A 26,003-nucleotide genomic window follows, 5' to 3' on the forward strand; every position below is an offset into this window, starting at 1 on the left:
AAAGAACTTCTATGAGTATAGCGCGTACGGACTCAGGCGAGAGCCAGGATGATGGCTCCGGCGGCGGTGAGGACTCCGCCTGCGGCCTTTACCCAGGTGAGGCGTTCGCCCAAGAAGAGGGCAGCGAAGATGAGGACCAGGACGACGCTGAGCTTGTCCACGGGAGCTACGCGTGAGGCTTCGCCCATTTGCAGGGCGCGGAAGTAGCAGAGCCACGAGAGGCCAGTGCATACGCCTGACAGGACAAGGAAGATCCAGCTCTTCCGGCCGATGGAACCGAGACCCTGGTGCTTCTCCAAGCCGATGGCAATAGCCCAGGTAAAGACCAGGATGACGGAGGTTCGTATGGCAGTGGCGAGATTCGAGTCGACGCCTTCGACACCTACTTTGGCCAGGACTGCGGTTCCGGCGGCGAAGACGGCGGACAGGATTGCCCAAAAGATCCAACTCATGTTTCCCAGCATAGTCCGCGCCGCTTGACGTCAGCTTAAGGAGCCAGTACATCTTGACCATGTACCGCAGTGTTCTTCGGCAAGTTCGACATGTTCTTCCTCTCCTTTCGCTCGCTGTCGTCGTGTTTGGCTTGAACAATCTCCGGGCATTCGGGCAGTCCGCTTCCGCACCTTTGACTCCGATGGAAGGTTCCACGACCGATCCTGCGGCGCATGCAAAGATCGGCCTCAAACCTCCGGCGAACCCGAAGCTGCCTACTTTATTCCTGGTGGGGGATTCGACTGTTCGTAATGGGCATGCTGATGGAGCCGGGGGGCAGTGGGGCGGGGGTGAGCCTTTGGCCGATTTCTTCGATACCTCGAAGATCAATGTCGACAATCGCGCGATTGGCGGCCGCAGCAGCCGTTCCTACATCATGGAGAATCAGTGGACTGAGACGCTTGCGCTGGTGAAGCCGGGCGACATCATCCTCTTTCAGTGGGGACACAATGATGATGGGCCACTCGACGACCCTGCCCGAGCCCGCGGTACGCTCCGCGGCATCGGGGACGAGACGCAAGACGTCGATAACCCTATCCTGAAGATTCACGAGACCGTGCATTCGTATGGGTGGTATGTGCGGAAGTACGTGGTGGAGACGATCGCCGCCGGAGCGACTCCCGTTGTTTGCTCGCCGATTCCACGGAAGATCTGGCAGGATGGGAAGGTTGTTCGGAATGGAGACAACTACGGCGGATGGGCTCGGATGATCGCGGAGCAGCAGCATGTAGCGTTTGTCGATCTGAACGAGATCATCGCGCGCAAGTACGACGCGCTTGGACATACAGGAGTCGAACCGCTGTTCGCCGATCCCCATACGCATACGAGCAGGGCCGGAGCTGAACTCAACGCCGACGCCGTAGTGTCAGGCCTCAAGGCGCTTCCTAAGGATCCGCTCGCCGGGTTTTACTCGGCGAAAGGCGCGGCGGTTCAGGCATACAAGTAGCAGCGGCCTAGAGCGTTGCACCCTCGAGGTCTACATTCTGCCAGTCGCCGTGTTCGATCCCGGCGCGGATCTGGGCTGGAGTCCTGCCCTTCTTCGTCTGCTGATAGCTGTAAACTGCTTCCTTCATGCAGGTAGAGCAGGCAGCGCCGTGAGTGCCTTCAAAACAGCTATGCAAGCTGTTGTGACCCATTTCGCGGTCGCAGCGGCAGTAGCACGGCTCCTGGTGGAGGACTGCCGGGATCTTCGCAGCCATCTTGTAGACGGTTACCTGGTAAGGGTGCGCGAAGTAGGGGCCAGCGAGCTGGTTTCCACTCAGCACAGGAGGTAGAGGCTTTGAGGCGGGAAGGGCGTTGTAGGCGGGAACATCGTCCGATGGATTCGACCATTGCGCCGAGGCGGCCAGAGTTGCCAAGGCGAGAGCCGCACACCCTGCAATACGCTTTGCCAGAGAAGTCATACCCAACATCATAAAGCTTCGCTTGGGGCCGGTTCCGCGGTGCCGGTCGCCAGCGCAAAAAAAAGGCGGCATGAACGGTGATTTGTCCATGCCGGGAGGCCAGTGACGCAACTTGCTTCGCTCGGACTGCCAGACTCAAGTGCCGGTCGAGAACTTTCGGATCCACAAACTACGTGTTCCTGTAGAAAGAGATTAGCACATATCCTCTATCTCATAGAAGGCTACGAATAAAAGAAAGTTGTGAGGGCGAGATCTCCCCCTTCGGTCTTCAGTTTTTTGGAGGAAAAACTCTGTCCAGCTCCGCCGCCATTCTTGCGTCCCGCCTTGTCAGGCATCCGGCGTCGTGTGAGATCAAAGTCAAACGCACTTTGTTATATCGAATATCGAAATCTGGATGGTGATCCGCAGCCTCGGCGATTCCGGCCACCAGATTCACGAAGACCATCGCTTCGGTAAAGTTAGCGAAGATCCAGTCCCGAACGATCTTGCCGTCGATGGGGGTCCACGATCTGTGTCCCTCGAGGAACGTTTCGATTTCTTCTGTTGAAAGGGTTTTCATGCCCCCGATGCTATCCGACCTTTGCTGCGTGGGAATAAGGCGTCGGATGGAACAGTTTTGAGGGGGCAGTGCGATCACCACGCTTTCCGACCTCGCTGCGGAGGTCTACCCAGACGTCTAGAGGAATCGTCGTAAAGACTCTCACCAGGATGGGGTCGAACTGTTGGCCGGAACAGCGCACGATCTCCTCGCGCGCGTCGGCGAAACTGCGGGCGCGCCGGTAGGGGCGGTCGGAGGTCATGGCATCCATGGTGTCCGCGATGGCGAAGATGCGGGCTCCAAGAGGAATCTCATCGCCCCTTAGGCCGCGCGGATAACCGCTTCCGTCGAACTGCTCCTGATGAGCGTGGACGATGAGCGAGGCCTCCAGCAGGAAGGGTATTTTGCGAACCATCTCGTAGCCGCGGGCGCAGTGCTCCCGCATGATGAGCGTCTCCTCCTCGGTCAGTCTGCCGGGCTTGAGGAGGATGGAATCCGGTGTGGCGATCTTCCCGATGTCATGGAGGAAAGCTCCGCGGGAGATTGTCTTCAGCTCTTCTCCGCCGAGCCCAAGTTCACGAGCGAGTTCGATGGTGTAGGCGGTGACTCGGCGGGAATGGCCTTCGGTTTCTTCGTCGCGAAGGTCGAGGGCGTCACCCATGGCTTCGATCGTAATGTCGTAGCTGCGTTCCAGATCCTGCAGGGTTTCACGAAGACGCGAAGTCCGTGCGGAGACCAGCTCCTCGAGGCTATGACGGTAGAGGGCGTTCTGCCGTTTAAGTACGCCGTGCTCGATAGCGCGGCGGACGACGATGTCGAGTTGCGAACGCTCGAAGGGCTTCAGGAGGTAGTCGATGGCGCCGCGACGGAAAGAGTTGGTCACGACATGGATGTCATGGAGCCTTGCTCGTGGAGAAGGAGGTTGAGCGCCTCTTGTGCGCTTGCTGCGACGAATACCCGGTATCCACTCCGCTCGAGCAGCGCGGCGACGATGCTTCGGACCGACGGTTCGTCGTCCACCACGAGGATTCGTTCGTGCGCCATTCAGGCTCCTGCGCCGATTTGGTGCGGTTGCGATGTCCGTAAACTCCGCGGGGGACGGGCCCTCAACCTTTATCGGCGCGAGGTGCAATTGCGTGAGCTATGGCTTCGCGCCCGCTTTGGTTTCTTCTTGAGCTGCACGTCGTTTGGCGCCCCAGCCTTCTTTGGTCACCTGGCGAGAACGACCCAGGGCGAGAGCGTCCTCGGGGACGGATTCAGTGATGCAGGAGCCGGCGGCGACGTACGCACCGGTCCCGATCTCAATGGGCGCAATGAGGGTGGAATCGGAGCCGATGAAGACGCGGTCCCCGATGACGGTTGTGTGCTTGTTGACTCCGTCGTAGTTGCACGTAATTGCTCCCGCGCCGATGTTGACTCCAGAGCCGATGACGGCGTCTCCGAGATAGGAGAGATGGTTGGCTTTCGAGTCCTTGCCGATGGTGATCTTCTTGGTCTCGACGAAGTTGCCGATGTGAGCCTGCTCGCCGATACGGCTCTCGGGGCGGAGGTGCGCGTACGGGCCGATGAGGGCACCGTCTCCGATTTCGGCCTGGTCGAAGATGCAGCCGTTGCGGACAAGGACGGAATCTCCGAGTAGGGATGACTGAATAACCGAGTAGGAGCGGACGCGGCACTCGGAGCCGATACGGGTTGCACCGAGCAACTGGACGTAAGGTTCGATGACGGTGTCGGGACCGACTTCCACCTGGGCGTCGATGACACAGGTTTCGGGGCGGAAGATCGTTACGCCCTGGGCCATGAGGCGCCGAGCGGTGGCGAGGCGCATGGCTGCGTCGAGGTGCATCATCTCAGCGATGGTATTGGCTCCGAGCACCTCATCTACGCTGTCAGCCTTGACGGCGACGACGCGTTCTCCGTCCTCGACGAGCATTGCGGCGACGTCGGTGAGGTAGAACTCGCCGTGGGCGTTGTTGGTGGAGAGAGAATCGAGCTTGCCGAAGAGCTTGGCGGTTTCGAAGCAGTAGATGCCAGAGTTGATCTCGGGTGAGCCGAGTTGTTCGGGCGTGAGGGACTTCTGCTCGACGATGGCGGTGACCGCAGGTCCCTCGGGGGTGGCGCGGAGGACGCGTCCGTAGCCGGTTGGATCGGGCGGAACGGCGGTGAGGATGGTCATTGCGGCCTGCTCGGCGAGGTGGACTTCGCAGATGGAGCGGATTGTTTCGGGCCGGATGAGCGGGACATCACCGCTGAGGACGAGGAGATGCTTCGGGTGCTCGGCACCTGACATCGCGAACCAGGCTTTGACCATCTGGAGCGCATGGCCCGTTCCGCGCTGTTCCTGCTGGAGGACGAAACCTACGCCGGTGGAGGCGACTGCGTTGCGGACACGTTCGGACTCATGGCCGACGATGCAGTAGATGTTCTCGGCGGGAACTACTGTTTTGGCTGCTGCGATGACGTGCAGGAGGAGAGCTTGTCCGCCGATTTCGTGCAGCACCTTGGGTCTCTTGCTCTTCAGCCGTGTTCCTTTGCCCGCGGCCATGATGGCGATTGCAAATCCTGACAGCTCCATAATGCGCTCCAATCACCCGCTATCTTCTCATGTGGGGGAGCTTGTCGGGGGCTGGCATGAGAGGGTTAGAGTAAGGGTGTGCGTGAAGACCCTCGACTCATTCTCATTACGCTGCTGGTGGAGCTCGGCGTTGCTGCTGCGTTCTCGAGCTCGCTGGCACGCTCTAAAGACTTTAAAAATCTCATCCTGCTGCCACACCGGACGTTTCGGCAGTCGCTCAAGATTGTGGCGATGATCTGCGGACCGTTGACGCTTGGGGTTTGGATTCGGGTGAGTGTGCCGAACTTCCTTGCGGCTGATATCTCCTATGAGGCGACGATTCTGCTCGCGGTTTTGCTTGGGCCTGGAGCGGCGATGATCGGTGGAGCTGCACTGGCTCTGCCTGCGGTGTGGCATCACGAGTATCTGGCGCTTCCGGTAAACCTGATCGTGGCTGGTTTGTTCGGATCGGCGGCGAAGTTCGCCAATATGGAGGATGTGTGGTCGTTCTCGCCGATGATCGACCTGAGCATTTACCGCTGGGTGACGAGGAATCTGCGGCGTCCGCATCTGGATCGGCAGATTCTGTTCCTGGTGCTGATTACGGTTGTTCAGTTCGCGATGAGCGTCGTGTCTCGCTTCTATCCGAGAAGGTTCTTCGAACTGCATTCGGATCAATGGCTGGTGGAGGTGGCGATCTGCTTCTCGGCGCCTGTCGTGGTTGGGATTCCACTGAAGATCTGGAATGCGATTCGGATTGAGCGAAAACTGGAGGAACAGGCAAGATTGCTGCTCGAGGCGAGGCTCGATGCGTTGACTCGGCAGATCAATCCGCACTTTCTCTTCAATACTCTGAACAGCATTACATCGCTTGTTCGCGTGAAGCCTGAACTTGCGCGCGAGATGATCGTGAAGCTAGCGAATATTCTTCGAGTTCTGCTGAAGGATCGTGAGGCTTTTGTGCCGTTCTCAGAGGAACTCGCGTTCACGGATGATTACCTCGACATCGAGGTCGTTCGCTTCGGCGATAAGTTACGTGTCGTGAAAGAGATAGCTGCTGAGACCATGCATGTCGTCGTTCCGAGCATGCTGCTGCAGCCGTTGATCGAAAACAGTATCAAACATGGGCTGGAGCCCCGGATCAGCGGAGGAACGGTCACTTTGCGGAGTAGGGTGGTGGGGGGAAGGCTGGTACTAGAGGTGGAGGATGATGGGGTGGGGATGGCTCCGGAGAGGAATACACCATCGCCGGTGAGCGGATTGGTCAGACCGGGGACAGGGATCGGGATGAGGAATGTTCGGGAGAGAATGCAGGTGCTCTATGGGGATGAGGCAGAAATGGAGATGGTGAGTCGTCCGGGACGGGGGACTATGGTCAGGCTTTGCATGCCGATCCTGGAGGCGGGTGCTGCGGTTTGGGGGGCGGAGCGGCGATTTTGAAGACACTCTGTTGGTAAAGACTCCTGCGATAAAGGTGCGATAGGCTATTGGGCGTTACGGTGCTCATCGAGCAGGGCAGCCTGCTGGGGAGTCATCTCTTTGCGAATCTGGAGGAGCATGTGAGCATTTGCCTTCTCTAACTCGCCTCTTGCCTGGGTAACACGGTCGATCTGCTGGAAGATCTCGTTTTCATCGAGGTTCTTGCCGCGCGTGCTCTTTTCCAGTTTCGACTCCTCGTGCTGGAGGTTCTTGTATAGCTTGACGAGGGTTCCCTTGTTGGCTCCGAAGACGTCGTCCATGCGGTGCTGCTGGTTGGAGTCGATGCCGAGGGAGTGGGCGAACTGGGGGTCATCCCACCAGCGGCCGGGTGGGCCTAGCTGGAGGCCTCCGCGCATGGTGCTGGAGGTGGGGCCTCCGCCGGGTTGTCCACCGGGGGGCGGGGAGGTGCGGTTGTCGGGAGCGTCGTTGCCCATGGGGCCTCGAGACATGCCTCCCGGTCCAGCCATGCTGCCCGGACCGCCTGGGCCGCTGGGGCCTCCTGGTCCACCCATGCCCCCGCCTCCGCCGGGACCACCGCCTGGGCCTCCGCCTCCGCGCTGCGCGAGGGCGTGAGAGCCGGGGCAGACGAAGGCGGCCGCCAGCAGGAGGAGGGGAACGAGACGGCGCACGAGACCGGAAGCGGGCCTCGGCGTATGGGGGGCGAAGGGCATTAGTCTTTCAGCCTCGACGAAGCGGAGTGGCGCTGGCTGGTTTTGGGCTCATACTCGTCGAGCGGTGAGGGCGTGGGGCGGTAGAGCTCCGAGTTGATGGCGGCCAGCATGGCGTTGTCGCTGGCGATCTCGTCCTGGCGGGCGGTGTTCGCCCTTGGGTTCTGGGCTTGCGAGGTCGATGCCTGATTCGGCAGCGTCTTCACGGAACGGTAGTGGATTCCCAGGGTGAGCGCGAGAGCGACCACGAAGGCGAACGTCGCGGAGACCGCGAGCGATCCAAGTGAGCCGAAGCCTCCGAACGAGAACTTCCTGCGTGGAATCTCGAGCGGCATGGAGTTGGAACGGGCTTCGGACCAGGCGAGGGAGGCCTTGTTGAAGGCTCCGATGGTTGAGCGGAACTCGGCGAGTTGCTCGCTGCACTCTATGCAGGACGCGAGGTGCAGATCGGATGCGGGGGTGGAGAGCCCGAGGAGAACGTCGTTGAGATCGTCTTCCGATAGATGAGAGATGGGGGATGCGTGGGTACCGGCGGAGTGCTTCAGGGAATCAGGGTTCATGGCTTGGCTCCTAACTGGCCGCGCACCGCTTTGAGAGCGCGATGGAGGTGCGTTTTGACCGTGTTGACGGGCATGTTCATGGCCTCTGAGATCTCCTGGAGTTGCATGTCGTCGGAAAACTTCATGAGGAAGACGGTTCTCTGGTTGAAGGAAAGATTATCAAGAACGGAGGACAGACGCGCTACCTGTTCCTTGGCGATGAGCTGGGCTTCCTGGGTGCTGCGGTCGGAGGCAACGAACGAGGCTACGTCGCTGACGTCGACGGCGGTGGCCTTGGCCTGTTTCCAGAACTTGAATTTCTGGGTGCGCTGGTGGTCGCGGATGAGGTTCACGGCGATGCTGGTGAGCCAGGTGTTGACGCTGGAGTCGCCACGGAAGCTTTCGCGTGCGTTGTAGGCCTTGAGGAGGCAATCCTGGGTGATGGTCTCGGCGAGGTCGCGGTCTCCGGTGGAGAAGGTGACGAAACGCAGGACGCGGGCGCGATAGGTCCGGACAAGTGCGTCGATATCGTCCAACTCGCTGATGGCGCGTCCTCGGTGCTCCGTGGCGATTGTAGCGCCGGGCGATGAGGCTTTGACCTCATCGGGGAGGAAAGGTTTGAAGACTGGAATCTGGGGAAAGGTTTCGCTGGTCACGCCGGTTATCGCCCCTCGCTGAAGTAGACGGGGGTTTGTGACCGAGAGATTACGGGTGACCGGGGAAGATTTCCGCGGCGGGTAGAGGGGGATGGATGTGGCGTGGCTCACTTGGTCATACCTCCGTGGAAGTGATAGGCGACGCCGAAGGAAAAGACGTTGGGATTGAGGCCGTGGGCGGGGAAGCTGGGCCAGCGCTGATACTCGTAGTCGATGAGGCGGAGGTTGATGCCGGGACGGAGCTTGAAGTCGAGGCCACCGCCGAGGGTGTACGTGTTGTAAGCGAGGTTGGCGACCTCGACGGACTGGCCTGAGGCGTTGGTGCCGGGGAAGTTGAAGACGCCTCGTCCGTAGAGGGCTTTGCCGTAGGGGGCGAAGCGCTGCCTTACAGCGAAGACGAAGCGGGGGCCGATCTCGTAGGTGCGTTCGTAGAGGACGGGGTATGGGCCGGAGAGCTGGTGGAAGTCGATCTCGAGGCCGAGGTGGTGAGCTACGTCGAGGTCTCCGTAGAAGCCGTAACCGTGCCAGACGTTGGTGCCGTAGTCGGGGATTGCTCCGGAGACGGAGACGCCTAGCTGGAGGTCGGCTATGCGGCTGGCGGTGGGGGTGGCCTGAGCGTGTGACTTGGGTAAGGCTGCGATGAGGAAGAGAAGGAGGAGGATCAGGCGGTGGGACATGGGTGCTCCTTACCGGGGTGCTTGGGAGTTCTGGTTCTGCGACGGGGGCGCTGTGAAAAGGTAAAGACAAAGGCCAAGGAAGAAGAATCCTCTTCGCGAATGACAGCCGGAGAGAAACGGTAACGGCGACCGCGATGCCGGCCAAGGCGTGGTGGTTTACTTGGCGGTTACGGTGAGGGTGTAGGTGGCGGTGTGGGTGAGGGTGCCGTCGGTGGCGGAGATGGTGTAGGTGTAAGAGCCGGGGAGCGTGGGGTTAGCGTTGGTGGAGGGGAGCTTGTCGCTGCAGCCAGTGATGGGGAGGCTGATGAGCGAGAGGATGATCACCAGGGCGGCGAGCTTCGGCAAGTGACGGGTTCGGCGGATGCTGAAGAAGAGGATTGCGCCGCTGAGGGTGGTGAGAAGGACGATCCAGAGGACCGGGGTGGCTCCGGTGTAGCCGATGACGGTGTACTGAGCCGTGGTGGTGATGGCGACGGCGAGGGTGTTGGCGGTGCTGAGGGCGGCGGTACCGGTGGCGGGGGTGCAGGTCGAGCCGGAGGCCGCGTCGGTGCAGGTGAGGGCTACGTTCGCGCTGTAGCCGGCGATGGGGGTGAGGACGAGGTTCGGGGTGACGGACTCGCCGGCTACGGTCGCGCCGGTGGTTGGGGAGAAGGCTATGGTGAAATCCACTCCGTTGCCGGTGAGGGAGACGGTGACGGCATTGTTGATGGTGAGGGTGCCGGTCCGGGCACCGGTGACGGTTGGGGTGAAGGTGACGGCGAAGGTGCAGGTGCCGAGGGCTGGGAGGGAGGTGCCGCAGGTGGTGGTTTCGGCGAAGTCTCCGGTGATGGCGATGGAGCTGAGGGGGATGGCGACGCTGGTGTAGTTGGTGAGGGTTACAGTCTGCGCGGCGGAGGTGGTCCCGAGGTCGACGTTTCCAAAGCTGAGGGCAGTGGGGGAGATGGCGAGGGCGGTGGTTCCGGTTCCGGTGAGCGTGGCGGTGAGGGTGGGGTTCGAGGTGGAGTCCGTGGTGACGGTGAGGAGGCCTGTGCGAGCTCCGAGAGCAGTGGGAGTGAAGGTGAGGGTGACGGTGCACGTGGCGCCTTCGGTGAGAGCGGCGCAGGTATTGGTCTGGGTGAAGTCGGTGGCGTTGGTGCCGCTGATGGCTACATTGGTGACGTTTACGGTGGAGGTGAAGGTGGTGGTGTTGGTGATGGTCAGGGTCTGGGTGGCGCTCGAGCCGAGGTTGACGCTGCCGAAGTTGACGGCGGTGGCGGAGATGCTGGCGGTGGTGGGGACGGGCGGGATGAGGAAGGCGGTGACGAAGCCGTCGTGAGGGGTGAGGCCGGCGGGTGTGGTGGGAGAGTTGGCGTTGGTGGCGGCGAAGTCGGCGGTGAAATGGGGTTGGGTGACGGCGGAGACGTAGCTGGCGAGGGAGGCGCTGGCGGTAGAGGTGTCGGGGACGGTGGCGCTCGCGAGGATGTGCTCGATGGACTCGGCGTTGCCGCGCTCGATGTAGTTGTACTGGGAGGTGGAGGCGACCTGGGTGGTGAAGTTGGTGAGGGCGGCGGTAGTGCTGGTGGCCTGGTAGAGAGTTACCGCCGAGGCTGCGGCGGGGGATCCGGTGACGACTCCGAGGACGTCGACGTAGCCGTCGTTGAACTGGAAGGCGTTGAAGTTTCCGGCGACGACTACGTTGGAACCGGCTGTCTGGTAGGTCTGGACGAGAGAGCTGAGGTCGGCGGCCTGGGCGGCGCGGTGGAGACGGATGTCGGGGCCGAGGGTGGCGTCGCCGATGTTATCGCGCGGGGTGAGATGGACGTTGAAGACGGAGACGGGGTAGTTCTTGCCAGTGCGGACGAACTCGGCGTTGAGGACAAGGGGCGGGCGTTCCCATAAGACTGCGGTGCCCGTGGAGTTGGTGTAGGTGGCGGAGGCTTCGAGCTGCTTGACGGAGTCGGTGACGACGGTTTTGGAGTTGACGAGGAAGCCCAGGTTCAAGCTGGAGGTGTCGGGGCCGGGGGTGAGGTAGGGGACGTAGGTGGTTCCGGCGAGGGTGTTGACCGCGGTGGCGAGGTCGGTGAGAGTGGCGAGGTCCTGGACCTCCTGGAGGGAGAGGATGTCGGGGGAGCCCAGGGAGTCGACGATGGCGAGGGCGGCCTTGGTGAGGCGGGTTTGGTAGGCCGCGGCGGTGACGGCTACGGGGCCGGTGGGGCTATAGAAGCGGTTGAGGTCGAGGGTGCCGACGTGGAAGTGGGTGGAGTCGGCGGCGGCCGAGGTGGTGGGGGCGATGGTGCCGGTGACAGAGCAGGTGGTGCTCTTGAAGATGAGGAGGCGGGAGTAGCCGCGGGTGTAATCGATGAGGCCGATGCCTGTGGTGGCTCCGAGGGTGATGCCGGATGGGACGGTGCAGGTGATGGCCTGGCCAACGGTGATGTCGACGGGGGAGCCGCCGAAGGTAGTGGTGTCGATGAGGATGCGCTGGGGGTTGCCGGACCAGGTGGCTACGGTCGACGGAGCGGTGGTGGGTTTGTATTCGTCGGCGGCTATGCCCGCAGTGCGGAAGAGGTGATTGTTGGTGGTTGTGTTGGCGCCCAGGGTCGCCCAGAACTGGCCGTTGGAGGTGACGGTTTCGGAGGTTTCGGTGAGGGTGCCGGTGGTGGGGGCAATGGCGTAGAAGCTGGTATTCGAGGCTGCCATGCCGGTGTACTTCAGGGCGTCTCCGAAGGTGGTGAGGACGGAAGAGAGATTGATGGACTGCGTCATGGTGCCGGTGCCGGTGACGGTGCAGGAGGTTGGGGTGATGCCGGTTCCGGGGGTGTCGGCGGCGGTGAGGGCGGTGGTGTTGGTGACGGTGCCAACGACGGTGACGATGTTGCCTACGACGGCGCAGGAGGGGTTATCGGCGGCGGAGGCGTAGAAGACGGGCATGCCTTCGGCAGTGGCGACGAGGGAATCCCAGGAGGTGCTGGGCTCGCTGAAGTAGAAGCCGCCGGTGTTCATGACGCCGACGACGATGCCGGAGACGGAGACGGACTGGCCGAGGTAGGGAGAGTTCGGCAGGGCGGTCATGATGTCGTGGATCTGAAGGGTGGTCTGGGCGAAGACGGTGGGAGCAAGGAGGGGCAGGAGGACGAGGGCTAGGCGGGCGGCGTTGCGGATGGGCGCGAGGCATCGCATGTGAGGCGGTCTCCTGGGCCACGCCGGGCGCAGAGAGGACGAGGTTCGGCGTTGCGACCGGGACGGTGCCCTCGCTGGCCAAGCTCGAATGTCCGTGCATTCGGGTGTGCACTACAAGAGACGGGAGAGCGGAATGAGCGGGTTACAGGCAGGCGGTCTCGACCGTGGCCGGGTGCGAAGGAAGAATGTGATGGAGCGCGACGCCGAGAAGCGCGGCAAGGATGATCCCAAGCGTGTCCGTCTCTCAGAGGAATCAGGGGTACCGGAGGTTGAGCGGTGGTCCTACCTCTGTGGCCGAATTTGCTCCAAAATTGGTATGTTTTGCGCTGTTTTGGAGGGAGTCCCGTAATCGTGGTGTTCTAAAGGACTTAGCAGCGACGGATCGCAAAACCCCAGTGTTTCACCAGAAACATTCCGGCTGGTAGAACGTGGGCCATTGTACGGAAGATGTGGACACTTTACGGTTTTAAGAAAGTGGTATGTTTCCGCTGGATTGTCTTGGGTATTGCCTCCGCCGGCGACGAGAGGCCGTTCATCCAGACTTCGGCATTGGAGTATTTGGTGGGCAGTGAGGGACTCGAACCCCCGACATCCTGCTTGTAAGGCAGGCGCTCTAACCAACTGAGCTAACCGCCCTCTCTCGACGCTGCTGGAGCGGTGAGGACTCTTTGAGTTTATGGGAGGAGGGCGGGATGCGCAAACGGGTTCAGGAGATTGGGGCAGTCTCCGCGGTGGTGAGGGTTTCGCTGCTGGTTTCGCGGATCATGAGAAGACCCAGGATGGTGAGGAGGGCGGAGACGGAGAGATAGTATCCGACGTACTTGAGGCCGTAGGTCTTGGCCAGCCAGGTGGCGATGTAGGGTGCGAGGGAGGCTCCGAAGATTCCGGCCAAGGAGAAGGCCATCGAGCTTCCGGTGTAGCGGACGGGAGTAGGGAAGATCTCCGAGACCATGGTTCCGACGGGACCGTAGGTGAGGCCCATGAGGGTGAGGCCGATGGCGAGGGTGGCGAAGGCTCCAGTGGTTCCGGCGGCGAAGAGAGGCCCGAGGAAGATGCCGAAGATGGCGATGGCGATGGAGACGGCGAACATGACGCGACGGCGTCCGCGCTCGGCCATGAGAGCGGAGATGGGGATGGTCGCGGCGAAGAAGAGGACGCAGAAGAGCTGCATGAGCAGGAACTTCGAGCGTGGGAATCCGAGGGCGGTGGTACCCCAGGAGAGGGCAAAGACGATCATGAGGTAGAAGAGGACGAAGGTCGCGAGGCAGAGGAGGATTCCGGCGACGAGGGTGCGGGTGTGGTCGCGGAAGACGCTCAGGAGCGGTACCTTGTGCTGTTCGTTGCGCTTGAGGGACTCGGCGAAGATGGGGGTCTCGGTGATGGTGAGGCGGACGTAGAGACCGATGAAGACGAGGGCGGCACTTGAGAGGAAGGGCAGGCGCCAGCCGAAGGTGAAGAACTGCTTGTCGGTCATGAGGCGGGAGAGCAAGAGGAAGACGCCGCTCGAGAGGAAGAAGCCGATGGGAGCTCCGAGCTGGGGGAACATGCCGTACCAGGCGCGCTTATTGGGCGGGGCGTTTTCGATGGCGAGGAGGACGGCTCCTCCCCACTCTCCGCCGAGGCCGAGGCCCTGGCCGAAGCGGCAGAGGGCCAGGAGGAGGGGAGCGGCGGTGCCAATGCTGGTGTAGGTCGGGAGCGCGCCAATGGCTACTGTCGAGAGGCCCATGGTGGAGAGGGCGATCACTAGTGTGGTCTTGCGTCCGATGCGGTCGCCGAAGTGGCCGAAGAGGGCGGCTCCGATGGGGCGGGCGACGAAGGCGATGGCGAAGGTGGCCAGGGAGGCGAGGATGGCTGAGGCGGGGTCGGACTTAGGAAAGAAGAGGGCGGGGAAGACGATGACAGCGGCGGTCGCGTATATGTAGAAGTCGAAGAACTCGATGGTGGTGCCGATGAGGGAGGCGAAGAGAACCTGGCGGGGGGAATTGGTGGGCTTGGCTGGCATTTTCTTTGTTTTGTTAGCGGAGCATAAACGGCGGGGGCGTGTCCAGTTTCTAGAGGATGGTTATTTCTGCAGGCCTCCGCGCTTCGAGCGGAATTGCATGACGGTGGAGACATTATCTTCCACCCAATTGGTGAGGGTTCTGATGTGGAGGGCGGCTTCGGTTCCAAGGCGGGTGAGGCTGTATTCCACCTTTGGCGGGATGGTGGGGTAGACAGTGCGAAGAAGAAGGCCGTCGGCTTCGAGGGTCTGGAGGGTCTGGGCGAGCATCTTCTCGCTCACTCCGCCGATGGCGCGTCCAAGCTCGCTGAAACGCTGCGTGCCATCGATGAGGACGAGAAGGACGAGCGATCCCCAGCGCGAGGTGACGTGGTCGAGCACGATGCGCGACGGGCACTGGGCGTCGTAGAGATTGCCTTTACGCCGACTGCGCCTGCTTGTGAGGACTTTCGCTGCCGTAGCCATGTCAGTAGCTTACCTCAAGGTATGTCCTTACCAAGAGTTAGCTTGTGGCGTAGGCTTTCTTCATAGGCCGATGCGAGTGAATTGGTCTGTGGTTCTTTCAAGGAGAAGTGAAATGATTGTTGTCACCGGAGCAACGGGTAAGCTTGGGCGTCACGTTATCGATGAGTTGTTGAAGACAGTACCGGCGGAGCAGGTTGTTGCCGGGGTTCGCAGTACCGAGAAGGCTGCGGACCTTGCGGCGCGGGGCGTCACGGTGCGTGTGGTGGATTACTCCAAGCCCGAGACGCTGGCGCTGGCGTTTGCCGGGGCGGAGAAGGTGCTGCTGATCTCTTCGAATGAAGTCGGCGCGCGCGTGGCGCAGCATAAGGCGGTGATCGATGCTGCGGTGGTGGCGCAGGTGAAGCTGTTCGCGTATACGAGCCTGCTTCGTGCGGATACGTCGGCACTAGCGCTGGCGGCAGAGCATGTCGCTACCGAGGCAGCTATTCGGGACTCCGGACTACCCGCGGTGATTTTGCGCAACGGTTGGTATCTGGAGAACCACACCGAGGCGCTTGGGCCAGCAGTGGAGCATGGCGTGATCCTAGGCGCGGCGCAGGATGGGCTATTCGCCGCGGCGGCTCGGCTGGACTATGCCGCGGCTGCTGCCGCGGTGCTGATTGGCGCGGGGCATGAGGGCAAGAGCTATGAGCTTGCCGGGGATAGTTCGTACAGCCTGCCGGAGTTGGCGGCTGAGGTCTCGAAGGCGTCTGGGAAGGCGGTTAGGTACCAGAACCTGAGCGAGGAAGAGTACAAGAACGCGCTCATCGGGTTCGGGCTTCCGGCTGAGATTGCCGGGATTCTTTCGGATTCGGACGCAGGGGCCGCGAAGGGGGAGTTGGACAGCAAGGCTTCCGATCTTCGCGGGTTGATCGGGCGGCCGAGCACGTCTCTTGCAGAGGCGGTTCGAGCGGCGGTTCGAGCCCGGTAAAGCAGATTGGGATCGCTCGCACGGAAGATGCCCTTTCGTGCGAGCGATGCTTCTTCGCGTTGGCAAGAGGTCAGGCGACCTGGGTCTTGCGGAGCTGGGTTCTCGACTTTTTCAGGCTCTTGACGACCGATTTGCCGATGGCCCGGGTGACGTTGAGGCTATCCGTGTCCGACCCCTCGGACTTCTTCATGTCCTCACTCACGATGGGGGTTCCGTCCTGGGTGGAGACGGTGAGGTGATACTTGAGCCTTGTTGTACCGACGAAGTGGCCGAGGGGGCCGACCGAGGCGCGGACGGCCTGGTCTCCCTTGGTGAAAGCAGTCGCCTGGACGGCGATGGTGAACTCGGCGCAGCGTCCCTGCCGGGTGCTGTCGCCGGCACGGTAGACGCTGAAGATCGTCTTCTCGGATTGCAACTGCTGGACCAGATGCTCGTAGAGAAGGACGCGGTCTTCGGCTGGAAAGGCCGATTGCAGGTCCGCACCAATCACCTCCACGCGCACGCTGTTCGGCTGAATGTTGGAAGCCGGGCAGGCGGCGGACGAAGCGGCGATGGGGGTATCGTGGGTGGGGGGCTGGGTTTCGAATTGGTCTAGGGCGGCGTCCATGTCGCGCGTACTAAGAACGAAGACGGCACCATGGTAGTCGCCGGAGACGTCGGTGAATTCGACGGTCAGCAGGCCGACTTTTTTGTGGGTCATGGCTCCGAGGGCGAGGCCGCCGCCGTAAGGTATGACGACACGGGCGACTCGGCCGGCTTTGCCGCCGGTTTCGACGCGCTCGTCTCCGCTGGAGATCTCGATGATGCGATTGCGTGCGATCTCGGTGGTTCGCTGGTCCGAGGTAAAGCGGAGATTTCGGGGATCGAAAGAGAGCGTTCCTTCAGTGCCGGGCGCGATTCCCGGAACGCCGATGAGGGCCTTTACGGAGTGGATTGGCTCAGATGGTTCGCTGTGGGTGTCGGCGGCATGGGCGCTGAGAGAAGAGCCGGCAAGGAGGACCAGAGTGGTGGCATAACGAGCCAAGTGGCTGGAGGGGGTATTGCTTGAACCGATCATGGGAAGGGCCTTTCTATATCTACGGATTAGAATCTAACATCCTTTTGATAGTAACTATCAATAAGTAGATACATTCTTTTTCTGCGCTACACTGCATTCATGGGGTTGCGAGAGAAAAAGGCTCAACGGAGCAGGGCGCGCATTGTCGCGGAAGCTATGGCCTTGTTCAAGAAGGACGGCTATGAGCCGACGACGATGGAGGCTGTCGCGGAGGCTGCGGAGATTAGCCCGTCCACGCTGTATCGCTACTTTCCTACAAAGGATTCGATCGTTCTCTCGAGCTTTATGGGGAATACGGCGAAGTTTGCCGAAGTATTCGCGCTTCGGGTGAAGGATCTTCCGGTGGAGAGAGCGCTGGGGGAGGCGATCTTCGCGGTGCTCGCGGTGGAGGATGAGGATCCGGAACGAGCCCTGCTGGTCCGGTCGATTCTTGGGCAGTCGCCGGTGGCGCGGGCGCGGCTCTGGGACTATATGGGCGAGCAGCAGCTTCAATTGAGGACTCAACTTTCTGAGTGCCTGGGGAAGAAGGAGGACGATCCGGCGGTCAACTTGACAGCGCGGATCGCGCTTGAAGTGCTGCTTGCGGCGGCTGATATCTGGAGGGCGCAGAAGGGGAGCGTTTCTTCACGGGAGACGGCGGAGAACCTGATGCGGCTGCTCAGAAGTGGCGGGGTGGTGTATCCCGACGCTGGCTAGGGTGCGAAAGGCGCCTCGCAATCAATTTCGCCCGCACGGAGACGGTAGGCTTCCGTGCGGGCTATGGTGGGCATGACCGTGAGGTGAAGTTACTTATCGACGGCTGCCCCGATGGAGTCGAGGGTGGTGAGGACTTCCGGCGAAAGCTGCAGGGTCGCGGCGGCTAGATTCTCGCGAAGGTGGCCGACCGAGGACGTTCCGGGGATGAGAAGGATGTTGGGCGATCGGTGAAGGAGCCAGGCGAGAGCTACCTGCATGGGCGTGGCGTTGAGGGACGCGGCTACGTCGTTGAGGGTTGAGGATTGGAGCGGAGTGAAGCCGCCGAGAGGGAAGAAGGGGACATATGCGATGCCTTGCTTGGCGAGGTCGTCGATGAAGGCATCGTCGTCTCGGTGGGCGACGTTGTAGAGGTTCTGGATACAGACGATCTCCGTGATCTTCTGGGCTTCGGCGAGCTGTTTGGGGCTTACATTGCTCAGGCCGATGTGTTGAATGAGGCCCTGCTGCTTGAGTCCGGCGAGGACGGTGAGGGGGGCTTCAATGGAGAAATCGGCGGGGCCTTCGAGGCCGCCGACGCGGAGGTTGACGACCTGGAGGGTGTCGAGGCCGAGGTTGCGGAGGTTGTCGTGGGCTCCGGCGGTGAGTTCCTCGGTGGAGAGCGCTGGGATCCATGAGGCGTCGGAGCCGCGGCGCGCGCCGAGCTTGGTGACGATGACTAGGTCATCGGTGTAGGGGTGGAGAGCCTGCTTGATGGTCTGGTTGGTGACGTGAGGGCCGTAGAAGTCGCTGGTGTCGATGTGGTTTACGCCGGAGTCGATGACCTCGCGAAGAACGGCGAGGGCGGCGGGCAGGTCCCGCGGTGGGCCGAAGACGTGCGGGCCCGCGATCTGCATGGCTCCATAGCCCATGCGGTGGACGTTCAGGGAGGTGCCAATAAAGGTGAAGGTGCCGCCGAGATCTGTCTGCTTCGTCATGCTCTTTGCTCCTCTTGTTCGATCGCCTGTTGGGGCGAGCTTGTTTTCTTTCTCCTTAGATGAAGAAAGCTTCAGGTTCGAAGCTCGCATTTGCGTCGATGCGCCGGAGCCGCTGGATACGCGGTTCGGCAGCAGACTTCAGGCGTGAGCGACCGGAAATCCGGCAGCGGGTTTCAGGTTCTGGAGCGGCTCAATCTCGTTGTCCCTATCTGGACAGCGCACACTGATAGTGGACACAGCGACGTCTTCGGAAATCGCTATGTGCTTGATAAACGGGAGCCACTTTGCTTGAGACGACGGTGGATTACGTGCATCCTCCACTGCACGGATCAACCGGCAATTTCGAGGTGTGACGATGACGACGTTCCTGCAGGATGTACGCTACGCGTTTCGGCAGTTGCAGAAGACTCCGGGGTTTACGATCACGGTCCTGCTTACGCTGGCTCTCGGGATTGGTGCGAACGCGGCGATCTTCACGCTCGTGAACTCCGTGTTGCTGCGCAACCTGCCAGTGGCCGATCCGAAGACGCTTTTGCGGATCGGCGACCGCAATGATTGCTGTGTCGGAAGCCTGGGGCCGCGGGACAACGGCGATTACTCCTACTTCTCCACGGACACCTACGAGCGGCTGAAGAAGAGCCTGCCGGAGTTCGAGGAGCTGGCGGCGATGCAGGCGGGGTTTGGGTACCGTCCGATCATTGCGCGCAGGGATGGAGCGGAGGCGCAGGCGCGGTCGGTGATGGGCGAGTTCGTCTCCGGAAACTACTTTCGGACGTTTGGGCTGCAGCCTGCGGCGGGGAGGCTGTTGACCGATGCAGATGCCGCGAAGGGCGCGGCGGCAACCGCAGTGATGAGTTATGACACGTGGCAGCGCGAGTTTTCCGGGAATGATGGCGTGGTGGGGAGCACGTTCTGGGTGAACACGAAGGCGGTCACGGTGGTAGGGGTGGCTCCCCGGGGGTTCTATGGCGACCGGATGATGACGACGCCCCCGGAGTTCTACCTGCCGATCCAGACGATGCCGATGCTGGCGAATGCGCTGTACGTCGATGATCCGGAGGAGAACTGGCTCTACATCGTGGGGAGGGTGAAGCCGGGGACGGCGGTGCCGATGCTGCAGGAGAAAGTAAACGCGACGCTGCGGCAGATCTACTCCGAGAAGAAGGTATTTTCGGGGGAAGCGGGGAAGATCGCGTTGCCGAAGGTGCATGCAACACTCTCTGCGGGTGGGGGCGGCATCCAGTCCTTCCAGGATGGGTATGCCTCGCAGCTGCACCTGCTGATGGCGATCTCGGGTCTTGTGCTTTTGATCGCGTGCGCTAACATTGCCAACCTGCTCCTGGTGCGTGGGATGGCGAGGCGGACGGAGATGTCGGTGCGCACAGCGCTGGGCGCGATGCGCGGACGGATCGTGCGGCAGTTGCTGACGGAGAGTGTCGTGCTGGCGGCGATGGGTGGGCTGATCGGGCTGGTGGTGGCGTATGCGGGCACCCGGATGCTGCTTCTGCTGGCGTTCCCGGGTGCGGCACGGGTCCCGATCGAGGCGAGTCCATCGGCGGCGGTGATCGGCTTTGCGTTCGGGGTATCGTTACTGACCGGGGTGTTGTTTGGGGTCGCTCCGGCGTGGATCGCGGCGCAGGCCAAACCCGCCGATGCGTTGCGGAGCAGCACACGGACGACGGCGGCTGGCGCTTCGTGGCTGCAGCGAGTGCTTGTGGTGCTGCAGGCGGCGCTGTCTCTTGTGTTGCTGGTAGGAGCGGGGCTGTTCTCGCAGAGTCTGAACAAACTGCAGGGATCGGATCTGAAGCTGGATGCGACGAACCGCTACATCGTGCACATCAATCCACAGGCTGCGGGATACTCGACTGCTCAGGTGGAGGCGCTGTACCGGACGATGGAAGAACACTTCCATGCGGTGCCGGGCGTGGTGAAGGTGGGGATCTCGAACTACACGCCGATGGAGGACAACAACTGGGGCAACAGCATGCGCGTGCAGGGCGAGCCGGATTTGCATGACGGGGCATCGTTCGTGAAGGCGAATGCGGATTACTTCGATTCCGTCGGGACGCGCGTGGTGATGGGACGCGGAATCGGGGTGCAGGATACTTTGTCGGCCCCGCCGGTGACCGTGGTGAACGAGGCGTTCGTGAAGAGGTTCTTCAAAGGGAAGAATCCGCTTGGGCGGCGCATCGGGTCGCCTGACAATCCGGGGGATTACGAGGTGGTGGGTGTTGTCGAAGACACGGTCTACCAGAGCGTGCGATGGAAGGACCATACGATGTACTTCGTGCCGATCATGCAGCGCGGGGTAAGCGAGACGGGACCGATCGAGAAGGATACGTCGCTGTACGCGGGGACGATGGTGCTCGAGACGTCACGACCAATGAACGATATGGAGGCCATCGCGCGGAGGACGCTGGCGGGAATCAACCCCAACCTGACGGTGGTGCTGTTTCAGACGTTCAGTGCGCAGATTGCCGACCAGTTTACGCAGGAGCGGCTGGTGGCACGGCTAACGACCCTGTTTGGCGGGCTGGCGCTGATGCTCGCGGCACTTGGGCTATATGGCGTGACGGCTTATAGCGTGGTGCGACGGACACCGGAGATCGGGATACGGATGGCGTTGGGGGCGGCTCGGAGCGGCGTGGTGGGAATGATCCTGAGGGCGGCGGCGATCCAGACGGGGATCGGGCTGGCGATTGGGATTCCGGTGGCGTTGTTGTCCGTGCGGTTTGTGAAGGCGCAGCTTTACGAGGTGACGAGTGCGGACTTGCGGGTGATGCTTGGGGCGATCCTGGCGCTGGGGTTGGCGGCTTGCGTGGCGGGGATTGTTCCGGCGCGGAGAGCGGCTTCGGTTGATCCGGTGCAGGCTTTGCGGTCAGAGTAAAAGCTTAGTCGAGTGAGGCGAAGAGGGTGGCAAGATCGATGTGGATGGGGCTGGATGCAATCTCCAGACGCGCATCAGCCTGTTGAAAGGTGCCTTCTACAAAGCGATATGCAATTCGTTTTACCGGATCGAGGAGCCAGAGATTCTCTACGCCCATCCGCGCATAGTCTTCCATGACCTTGGCCGCGCGCGGAAGGCGGTCTTCAGGGGAGAGAATCTCGATACATGCAAGGGGAGTTTGGGTGACTTGTTCGCGGGGAGCGTCGCGCCGGATGAGGCAGACGTCCGCTATGCGGACACGCGTCGGGGTGACCCGGATGCGTTGCTCGACAATCGCGTAAATGCCCCACGCTTTCCTGTTGTTGAAGAACCATGCCGTGAGGGCGGCCTGCAGGTTCCCGTGATCGAATTCGCCCAAGTTGCGCTCCTCGATGTGGTCGTCTACAAAGTCGCAATCGGGGTGATAGCTGGTGCGGAGGTAGTCTTCAAGGGAGACGAGGGTCGTGGTGGTAGCCATGATCGATATACCTCGTCTCCAGTATGCGCCGGGTTTGGGGTGGGGTGCTAGCGCTTTCCGAACACATCGCCCATGCGGCGGATCTGGGCTCCCACACCCCGGAGCTTCTCTTCGATGTGCTCGTAGCCGCGATCCATGTGGTAGACACGGTCGAGGATGCTTTCTCCATCGGCCACGAGGGCCGCGAGCACAAGGGCGGCCGAGGCGCGGAGATCCGAGCACATGACGGCGGCGGACTGGAGTTCGGTCTTGCCGCGGACGGTTGCGGTGCGGCCCTGGACCGTGATGTTTGCGCCCATGCGGTTGAGCTCGTTGACGTGCATGAAGCGGTTCTCGAAGATGTTTTCGGTGACCGTCGTGGTGCCTTCGCACTGCGTGGCGAGGGCCATGTACTGGGCCTGCATATCGGTGGGGAAGCCGGGGTACTCTTCGGTCGAAATGTCGATGGCCTTGAGCGGGCCGCCGCCCGATCGGACCCGGATGTGGTCTTTGCCGATGTCGAGCTTGACGCCAGCCTGCTCGAGTTTGGAGATGATGGAGCCAAGATGTTTGGGCTCGATGCAGTCAACGTTGAGGTCGCCGCCCGTGATCGCTCCGGCGACGAGGAAGGTTCCGGCTTCGATGCGATCAGGGTTGATGCGGTGACGGGCTCCGTGGAGCTTCGCGACGCCCTGGACCTTGATCGTGGAGGTTCCGGCGCCTTCGATCTTCGCTCCCATGGCGACGAGGAGGGCGGCGAGGTCGGTGACCTCAGGCTCGCGGGCGCAGTTCTCGAAGATGGTTTCTCCGTCGGCGAGGGTCGCGGCCATGAGGAGGTCTTCGGTGCCAGTGACGGTGATCTTGTCGAAGACGATGTGCGCGCCCTTGAGGCGGTCGGTCTTAGCTTCGAGGTATCCGTGGTCATAGGTGACGACGGCTCCCATGGCTTCGAGGCCCTTGATGTGAAGGTCGATCGGGCGGCCACCGATGGCGCATCCTCCGGGCATGGCGACGCGTGCAATGCCGGTGCGGGCGATGAGGGGGCCGAGGACGAGCGAACTAGCGCGCATCGTCTTCACGATCTCGTACTTGGCGACGGGGTCAGAGAGGATGGCGCACTTGATGTGGGTGCGGTGCTGGGCGCGGCCATAGCCGAGTTCGACCTCGGCTCCCATGCTGGTGAGGAGCTTTCGCTCGGTCTCGATGTCCTGGACCTGAGGGATGTTCTCGAGGATGACCTCGTCCTCGGTGAGGATGGCGGCGGCCATGCAGGGGAGAGCGGAGTTCTTGGCTCCGGAGACTTTGATGGTGCCTAAGAGGGGGTTGCCGCCGCGTACAACAAACTTATCCATCCGCTTAGTTTACGGAAGAGTTAAGAGGAAAGTCTGGTTCGGGGGTGTTCAGGCTGGTGCGAGTTTTGGGGAACGCCCGGCTGACCGGACTGGGCGTGCCCCTGGGTTGGTTAGGAGTTCGGAGTTGTAGCGTTGGCGGCTTCCTGGCCCTTGCGTCCATGGTGGCGCATGGCCTTCATCTGCTCGAGCTGATCGGGGGTGAGGATGGTCGAGAGCTGCTGCTTGGTGTCCATGGCGATGGACTTCATCTGTGCCTTCCTGTCGTCAGGGGTGAGGGCGGTGTTCTGGTGGAGGGCCTTCACCTTCTGATCGCGGTCGGCGAGGATGGGCTCGAGCTTGGCGGTCTGATCGGGCGTCAGGTTGAGCTTCTTCGAAAGGCGGACGGCTTCCTTGTGGGGGTTGTGACGATGTCCGTGATGCTCGGCGGTCTGCTGCTGGGGAGCGTCGGACGGGGTCTGCTGGGGCTGGGTTGCCGTCTGCGCGAAGGCGAGGGAGCCGGTGAGAACGAGGGAGAGGACTGCGGGGAGGATTGTGCGCTTCATCGTGTGCTCCTGTGCGGCAGCGGGTTGGTGTGGGCCGCTGGCTGCTATTGAAATGAACACGATATGGAGGAAATGTTGTGTTGTGTACGGGCGGAGATTACGACGCCGGGCAGCAAAAAGCCCGGAGAGGGCTCCGGGCTTATGATCGCGAATGAGATCAATCAGAGTTCGAGGCGGGAGTCGTCGATGGCAAGGCGAACGTTGCCGTCGGATTTGGTGAGGCGGCGGACGGCTTCCATCTTGTCGACATTAGCCTTCAGCATGACGACTGCGATCGGGATCGACTTGCCAGCGGACTTGATGGTGCGGATGGCGGTATCACGGTCTACGCCGCAGAGGGTCATCAGGACACGAATGCCGCGCTCGACGAGCTTGGCGTTCTTCATGTGGACGTTGACCATGAGGTTGTCGTAGACGTAGCCGAGACGGGTCATCGCGCCGGTGGTGATCATGTTGAGGATCATCTTCTGGGCGGTGCCGGCCTTCATGCGGGTGGAACCGGAGATGACCTCGGGGCCGACTTCGGCGACGATGGTGAACTCAGCAACGTCGGAGATAGGTGTGTTGTAGTTGCAGACGATCGCGGCGGTCTTGGCTCCGCGGGCGCGGGCGTACTCGACGGCGCCGATCACATAAGGGGTGCGTCCGCTGGCAGAGACGCCGATGACGATATCCTTGCGGGTGGGGCGGCGGCGAGCGATGTCGCGCTGGCCGATCTCGGGAGAGTCTTCGTTGACGTCGGAGGCGGAGGCGAGGGCCTTGGGGCCGCCAGCCATGATGTATTGCACTTGAGACGGGGAGGTGGAGTAGGTGGGAGGGCACTCAGACGCGTCGAGGGAGGCGATGCGTCCGCTGGAGCCTGCTCCGACATAAATGAGACGGCCACCGTCCCGGAGAGACCGGGCCACGGTGTCGATCGCCATGGCGATCTCGGGCAGCGCTTTTTTGACGGCGGCTGCAATCTTGGCGTCTTCGTGATTGATGATCCGAGCGATTTCCACTGCGGATTTTGTGTCGAAACCTTCGGAAGCGGAGTTCGACGTTTCCGTGGTGATCGTGGTGATGTCTTTCACTGTGCGTGCACCCGGCTTCTCCGAAGGGACCTGCTCGAGCATCGTCATAGTTGCCATAGTGTGTTTATCGCCGATCTTTTCCAGATTCTAGCCCAACAGACGTAAGATGCAGCAATACAACTTGAGGCGTATCCGGTTTATCTTTTTTTCAATCTTGTATGTCGTCGTGGCGACATAAGTCCCGTTCAAAGCATAAGTTAGCGCTAATCAAGAACGTCACGGAGGGGAGTCAGCGTGAGGTGCCTGGAGCCTGCGGGGGAGTGCCATAAACAGTTTACGCCAGTCAGCATGTTAGGGATGGTACTGCTATCTGCTTTGCTAATACTGACGCACACGGGTGAAGCGCAGGTAAAGGCTCTCGCCGACCAGGAGTTACGGGGCACACTGACAGCGGTGGCTGAGACGCATCACGGGAAGGTCGCGCTTTTCGCGAGTCAACTGAATACCGGTAAGACGGTCGCAATCGATGCGGACGTTCCGGTGCAGACTGCGTCGGTGATCAAGTTGACGATCCTGTTCGAAGCGATGGAAGAGATCCGGGCCGGGAAGGCGAAGTGGGACGAGAAGATCACGATGCCAGCTGGATATGCGGTGGGTGGGTCGGGGATTCTCACGTTCTTCGATGCGCCCATGTCTCTGACATTGAAGGATGTGCTGACGATGATGATTATCGTGAGCGACAATACCGCGACGGACCTGGCGATCGATCGGTTCGGGGTTGACGCGGTGAACGCGCGGATCACGTGGATTGGTTTGAAGGACACGCATTTGTATAAGCGGATCGGGAAGCCGGCAATCGGGCCCATGCCGGAGGACCAGCCGAAGTTCGGGCTGGGCAAGACGACGGCGCGAGAGATGGCTCGCGTGATGGAGCGGATTGGACGCTGCCAGCTTGCGGGACCGGGCGAGGCTGCGCTGCCGGGGGATGCGGCGATCTGCGAGGTGGCGATGAATATGTTGCGCAACCAGTTTTATCGCGAGACGATTCCGCGGTACCTCGAGACGCTGGACGCGACCGAGAAGGGATCTGGGATAGCGAGCAAGACGGGTAGCCTGGATGCGGTGAGGGCGGATGTGGCTATCGTCGCCGGCAAGACGGGGCCTATCGTGATTTCGATCTTTACGTACGGGAATACTGACCATAGCTGGACGGTAGATAATGAAGGGGAAGTCACGATTGCCAAGTTGGCGAAATTGATAGTCACCGCATGGACGCCCTCGGGAATCGATGGGCGTACTCTTGTTCCTGGGCTTGGCCTGGGTTCTGAGGGTGTAGTCAACGGCGTCCGCGCAGCGTCTAATTGAGTGTTGAAGAAGAAGGCCGGAG

At 61.4% G+C, this 26,003-nt stretch carries 25 protein-coding genes and 1 tRNA gene; 6 read left to right on the forward strand and 20 right to left on the reverse strand.

Annotated elements, in window-relative coordinates; genetic code table 11:
- Window positions 1–32: 32 nt before the first annotated feature.
- Window positions 33–452: an EamA family transporter gene (locus tag GRAN_RS13025; protein ID WP_128913462.1), complete on the reverse strand. Its 420-nt coding sequence runs from the start codon at window positions 450–452 to the stop codon at window positions 33–35.
- Between the two features lie 59 nt (window positions 453–511).
- On the opposite strand from GRAN_RS13025, the gene GRAN_RS13030 reads away from it, so the two are divergent.
- A complete protein-coding gene (locus GRAN_RS13030; protein ID WP_241654786.1) occupies window positions 512–1,438 on the forward strand; it encodes a rhamnogalacturonan acetylesterase in 927 nt (308 codons plus the stop codon).
- 7 nt (window positions 1,439–1,445) lie between these two features.
- Here GRAN_RS13030 and GRAN_RS13035 read toward each other — a convergent pair whose 3' ends face one another.
- The 5 genes from GRAN_RS13035 to glmU form a co-directional block, all read right to left on the reverse strand.
- Window positions 1,446–1,895 (reverse strand): CYCXC family (seleno)protein, encoded by a 450-nt coding sequence (locus GRAN_RS13035; protein ID WP_128913463.1) that lies wholly within the window; start codon window positions 1,893–1,895, stop codon window positions 1,446–1,448.
- Between the two features lie 268 nt (window positions 1,896–2,163).
- Entirely contained in the window at window positions 2,164–2,454 is a 291-nt protein-coding gene (locus GRAN_RS13040) for a 4a-hydroxytetrahydrobiopterin dehydratase (RefSeq protein WP_128913464.1), read from the reverse strand.
- 10 nt (window positions 2,455–2,464) lie between these two features.
- Complete coding sequence (locus GRAN_RS13045; protein WP_241654555.1) at window positions 2,465–3,316, reverse strand: HD-GYP domain-containing protein; 852 nt, start codon at window positions 3,314–3,316, stop codon at window positions 2,465–2,467.
- The gene (locus tag GRAN_RS26215; protein ID WP_241654556.1) at window positions 3,313–3,477 is read right to left on the reverse strand and encodes a response regulator; all 165 of its coding nucleotides are present in this window, start codon (window positions 3,475–3,477) and stop codon (window positions 3,313–3,315) included. The genes GRAN_RS13045 and GRAN_RS26215 overlap by 4 nt, the downstream gene beginning before the upstream one ends.
- 97 nt (window positions 3,478–3,574) lie before the next feature.
- Window positions 3,575–5,008, reverse strand: coding sequence for a bifunctional UDP-N-acetylglucosamine diphosphorylase/glucosamine-1-phosphate N-acetyltransferase GlmU (glmU, locus tag GRAN_RS13050; RefSeq protein ID WP_128913465.1), 1,434 nt, complete (start codon window positions 5,006–5,008; stop codon window positions 3,575–3,577).
- Between the two features lie 78 nt (window positions 5,009–5,086).
- Between glmU and GRAN_RS13055 the strand changes: the two genes are divergently transcribed.
- Window positions 5,087–6,427, forward strand: coding sequence for a sensor histidine kinase (locus GRAN_RS13055; protein ID WP_128913466.1), 1,341 nt, complete (start codon window positions 5,087–5,089; stop codon window positions 6,425–6,427).
- Window positions 6,428–6,471: 44 nt separating this feature from the next.
- On the opposite strand, the gene GRAN_RS13060 is transcribed toward GRAN_RS13055, so the two are convergent.
- From GRAN_RS13060 to GRAN_RS13100, 8 genes are all read right to left on the reverse strand, one after another.
- Window positions 6,472–7,137, reverse strand: coding sequence for a periplasmic heavy metal sensor (locus tag GRAN_RS13060; protein WP_128913467.1), 666 nt, complete (start codon window positions 7,135–7,137; stop codon window positions 6,472–6,474).
- Window positions 7,137–7,694: a hypothetical protein gene (locus GRAN_RS13065; RefSeq protein ID WP_128913468.1), complete on the reverse strand. Its 558-nt coding sequence runs from the start codon at window positions 7,692–7,694 to the stop codon at window positions 7,137–7,139. Before GRAN_RS13065 ends, GRAN_RS13060 begins: the two co-directional genes overlap by 1 nt.
- Window positions 7,691–8,440, reverse strand: coding sequence for an RNA polymerase sigma factor (locus tag GRAN_RS13070; protein ID WP_241654557.1), 750 nt, complete (start codon window positions 8,438–8,440; stop codon window positions 7,691–7,693). Before GRAN_RS13070 ends, GRAN_RS13065 begins: the two co-directional genes overlap by 4 nt.
- Window positions 8,437–9,006 carry an outer membrane protein gene (locus GRAN_RS13075; RefSeq protein ID WP_128913469.1) on the reverse strand — a complete coding sequence of 190 codons (570 nt, stop codon included), beginning with the start codon at window positions 9,004–9,006 and terminating at the stop codon, window positions 8,437–8,439. The genes GRAN_RS13070 and GRAN_RS13075 overlap by 4 nt, the downstream gene beginning before the upstream one ends.
- A 156-nt stretch (window positions 9,007–9,162) precedes the next feature.
- A complete protein-coding gene (locus tag GRAN_RS26700; protein WP_161570964.1) occupies window positions 9,163–12,165 on the reverse strand; it encodes a choice-of-anchor D domain-containing protein in 3,003 nt (1,000 codons plus the stop codon).
- 559 nt (window positions 12,166–12,724) lie between these two features.
- A tRNA-Val gene (locus GRAN_RS13090) sits at window positions 12,725–12,801 on the reverse strand.
- Between the two features lie 70 nt (window positions 12,802–12,871).
- Window positions 12,872–14,167: an MFS transporter gene (locus GRAN_RS13095; RefSeq protein ID WP_128913471.1), complete on the reverse strand. Its 1,296-nt coding sequence runs from the start codon at window positions 14,165–14,167 to the stop codon at window positions 12,872–12,874.
- Window positions 14,168–14,227: 60 nt separating this feature from the next.
- Entirely contained in the window at window positions 14,228–14,629 is a 402-nt protein-coding gene (locus GRAN_RS13100) for a winged helix-turn-helix transcriptional regulator (RefSeq protein WP_128913472.1), read from the reverse strand.
- A gap of 112 nt (window positions 14,630–14,741) precedes the next feature.
- Here GRAN_RS13100 and GRAN_RS13105 point away from each other — a divergent pair, with 112 nt between their 5' ends.
- Window positions 14,742–15,599, forward strand: a complete 858-nt coding sequence (locus GRAN_RS13105) for an SDR family oxidoreductase (RefSeq protein WP_128913473.1) — start codon at window positions 14,742–14,744, stop codon at window positions 15,597–15,599.
- 70 nt (window positions 15,600–15,669) lie between these two features.
- On the opposite strand, the gene GRAN_RS13110 is transcribed toward GRAN_RS13105, so the two are convergent.
- On the reverse strand, window positions 15,670–16,656 hold the full coding sequence (locus tag GRAN_RS13110) for a hypothetical protein (protein ID WP_128913474.1): 987 nt from the start codon (window positions 16,654–16,656) through the stop codon (window positions 15,670–15,672).
- 99 nt (window positions 16,657–16,755) lie between these two features.
- Here GRAN_RS13110 and GRAN_RS13115 point away from each other — a divergent pair, with 99 nt between their 5' ends.
- The gene (locus GRAN_RS13115; protein ID WP_128913475.1) at window positions 16,756–17,352 is read left to right on the forward strand and encodes a TetR/AcrR family transcriptional regulator; all 597 of its coding nucleotides are present in this window, start codon (window positions 16,756–16,758) and stop codon (window positions 17,350–17,352) included.
- Window positions 17,353–17,441: 89 nt separating this feature from the next.
- Here the strand turns inward: GRAN_RS13115 and GRAN_RS13120 are convergent, their stop codons facing one another.
- A complete protein-coding gene (locus GRAN_RS13120; RefSeq protein ID WP_128913476.1) occupies window positions 17,442–18,326 on the reverse strand; it encodes an aldo/keto reductase family oxidoreductase in 885 nt (294 codons plus the stop codon).
- Between the two features lie 355 nt (window positions 18,327–18,681).
- Between GRAN_RS13120 and GRAN_RS13125 the strand changes: the two genes are divergently transcribed.
- The gene (locus GRAN_RS13125) at window positions 18,682–21,213 is read left to right on the forward strand and encodes an ABC transporter permease (protein ID WP_128913477.1); all 2,532 of its coding nucleotides are present in this window, start codon (window positions 18,682–18,684) and stop codon (window positions 21,211–21,213) included.
- Between the two features lie 4 nt (window positions 21,214–21,217).
- On the opposite strand, the gene GRAN_RS13130 is transcribed toward GRAN_RS13125, so the two are convergent.
- The 4 genes from GRAN_RS13130 to murQ form a co-directional block, all read right to left on the reverse strand.
- Window positions 21,218–21,730, reverse strand: coding sequence for a Uma2 family endonuclease (locus tag GRAN_RS13130; RefSeq protein ID WP_128913478.1), 513 nt, complete (start codon window positions 21,728–21,730; stop codon window positions 21,218–21,220).
- 47 nt (window positions 21,731–21,777) lie between these two features.
- The gene (gene murA, locus GRAN_RS13135) at window positions 21,778–23,061 is read right to left on the reverse strand and encodes a UDP-N-acetylglucosamine 1-carboxyvinyltransferase (protein ID WP_128913479.1); all 1,284 of its coding nucleotides are present in this window, start codon (window positions 23,059–23,061) and stop codon (window positions 21,778–21,780) included.
- A 110-nt stretch (window positions 23,062–23,171) separates the two neighbouring features.
- Window positions 23,172–23,603: a hypothetical protein gene (locus GRAN_RS13140; RefSeq protein WP_128913480.1), complete on the reverse strand. Its 432-nt coding sequence runs from the start codon at window positions 23,601–23,603 to the stop codon at window positions 23,172–23,174.
- A 161-nt stretch (window positions 23,604–23,764) separates the two neighbouring features.
- Complete coding sequence (gene murQ / locus GRAN_RS13145) at window positions 23,765–24,733, reverse strand: N-acetylmuramic acid 6-phosphate etherase (protein WP_128913481.1); 969 nt, start codon at window positions 24,731–24,733, stop codon at window positions 23,765–23,767.
- Between the two features lie 240 nt (window positions 24,734–24,973).
- Here murQ and GRAN_RS13150 point away from each other — a divergent pair, with 240 nt between their 5' ends.
- Window positions 24,974–25,981: a serine hydrolase gene (locus tag GRAN_RS13150; RefSeq protein WP_241654558.1), complete on the forward strand. Its 1,008-nt coding sequence runs from the start codon at window positions 24,974–24,976 to the stop codon at window positions 25,979–25,981.
- Window positions 25,982–26,003 lie beyond the last annotated feature (22 nt).

The organism is Granulicella sibirica (genome assembly GCF_004115155.1).
Classification (GTDB): domain Bacteria; phylum Acidobacteriota; class Terriglobia; order Terriglobales; family Acidobacteriaceae; genus Edaphobacter; species Edaphobacter sibiricus.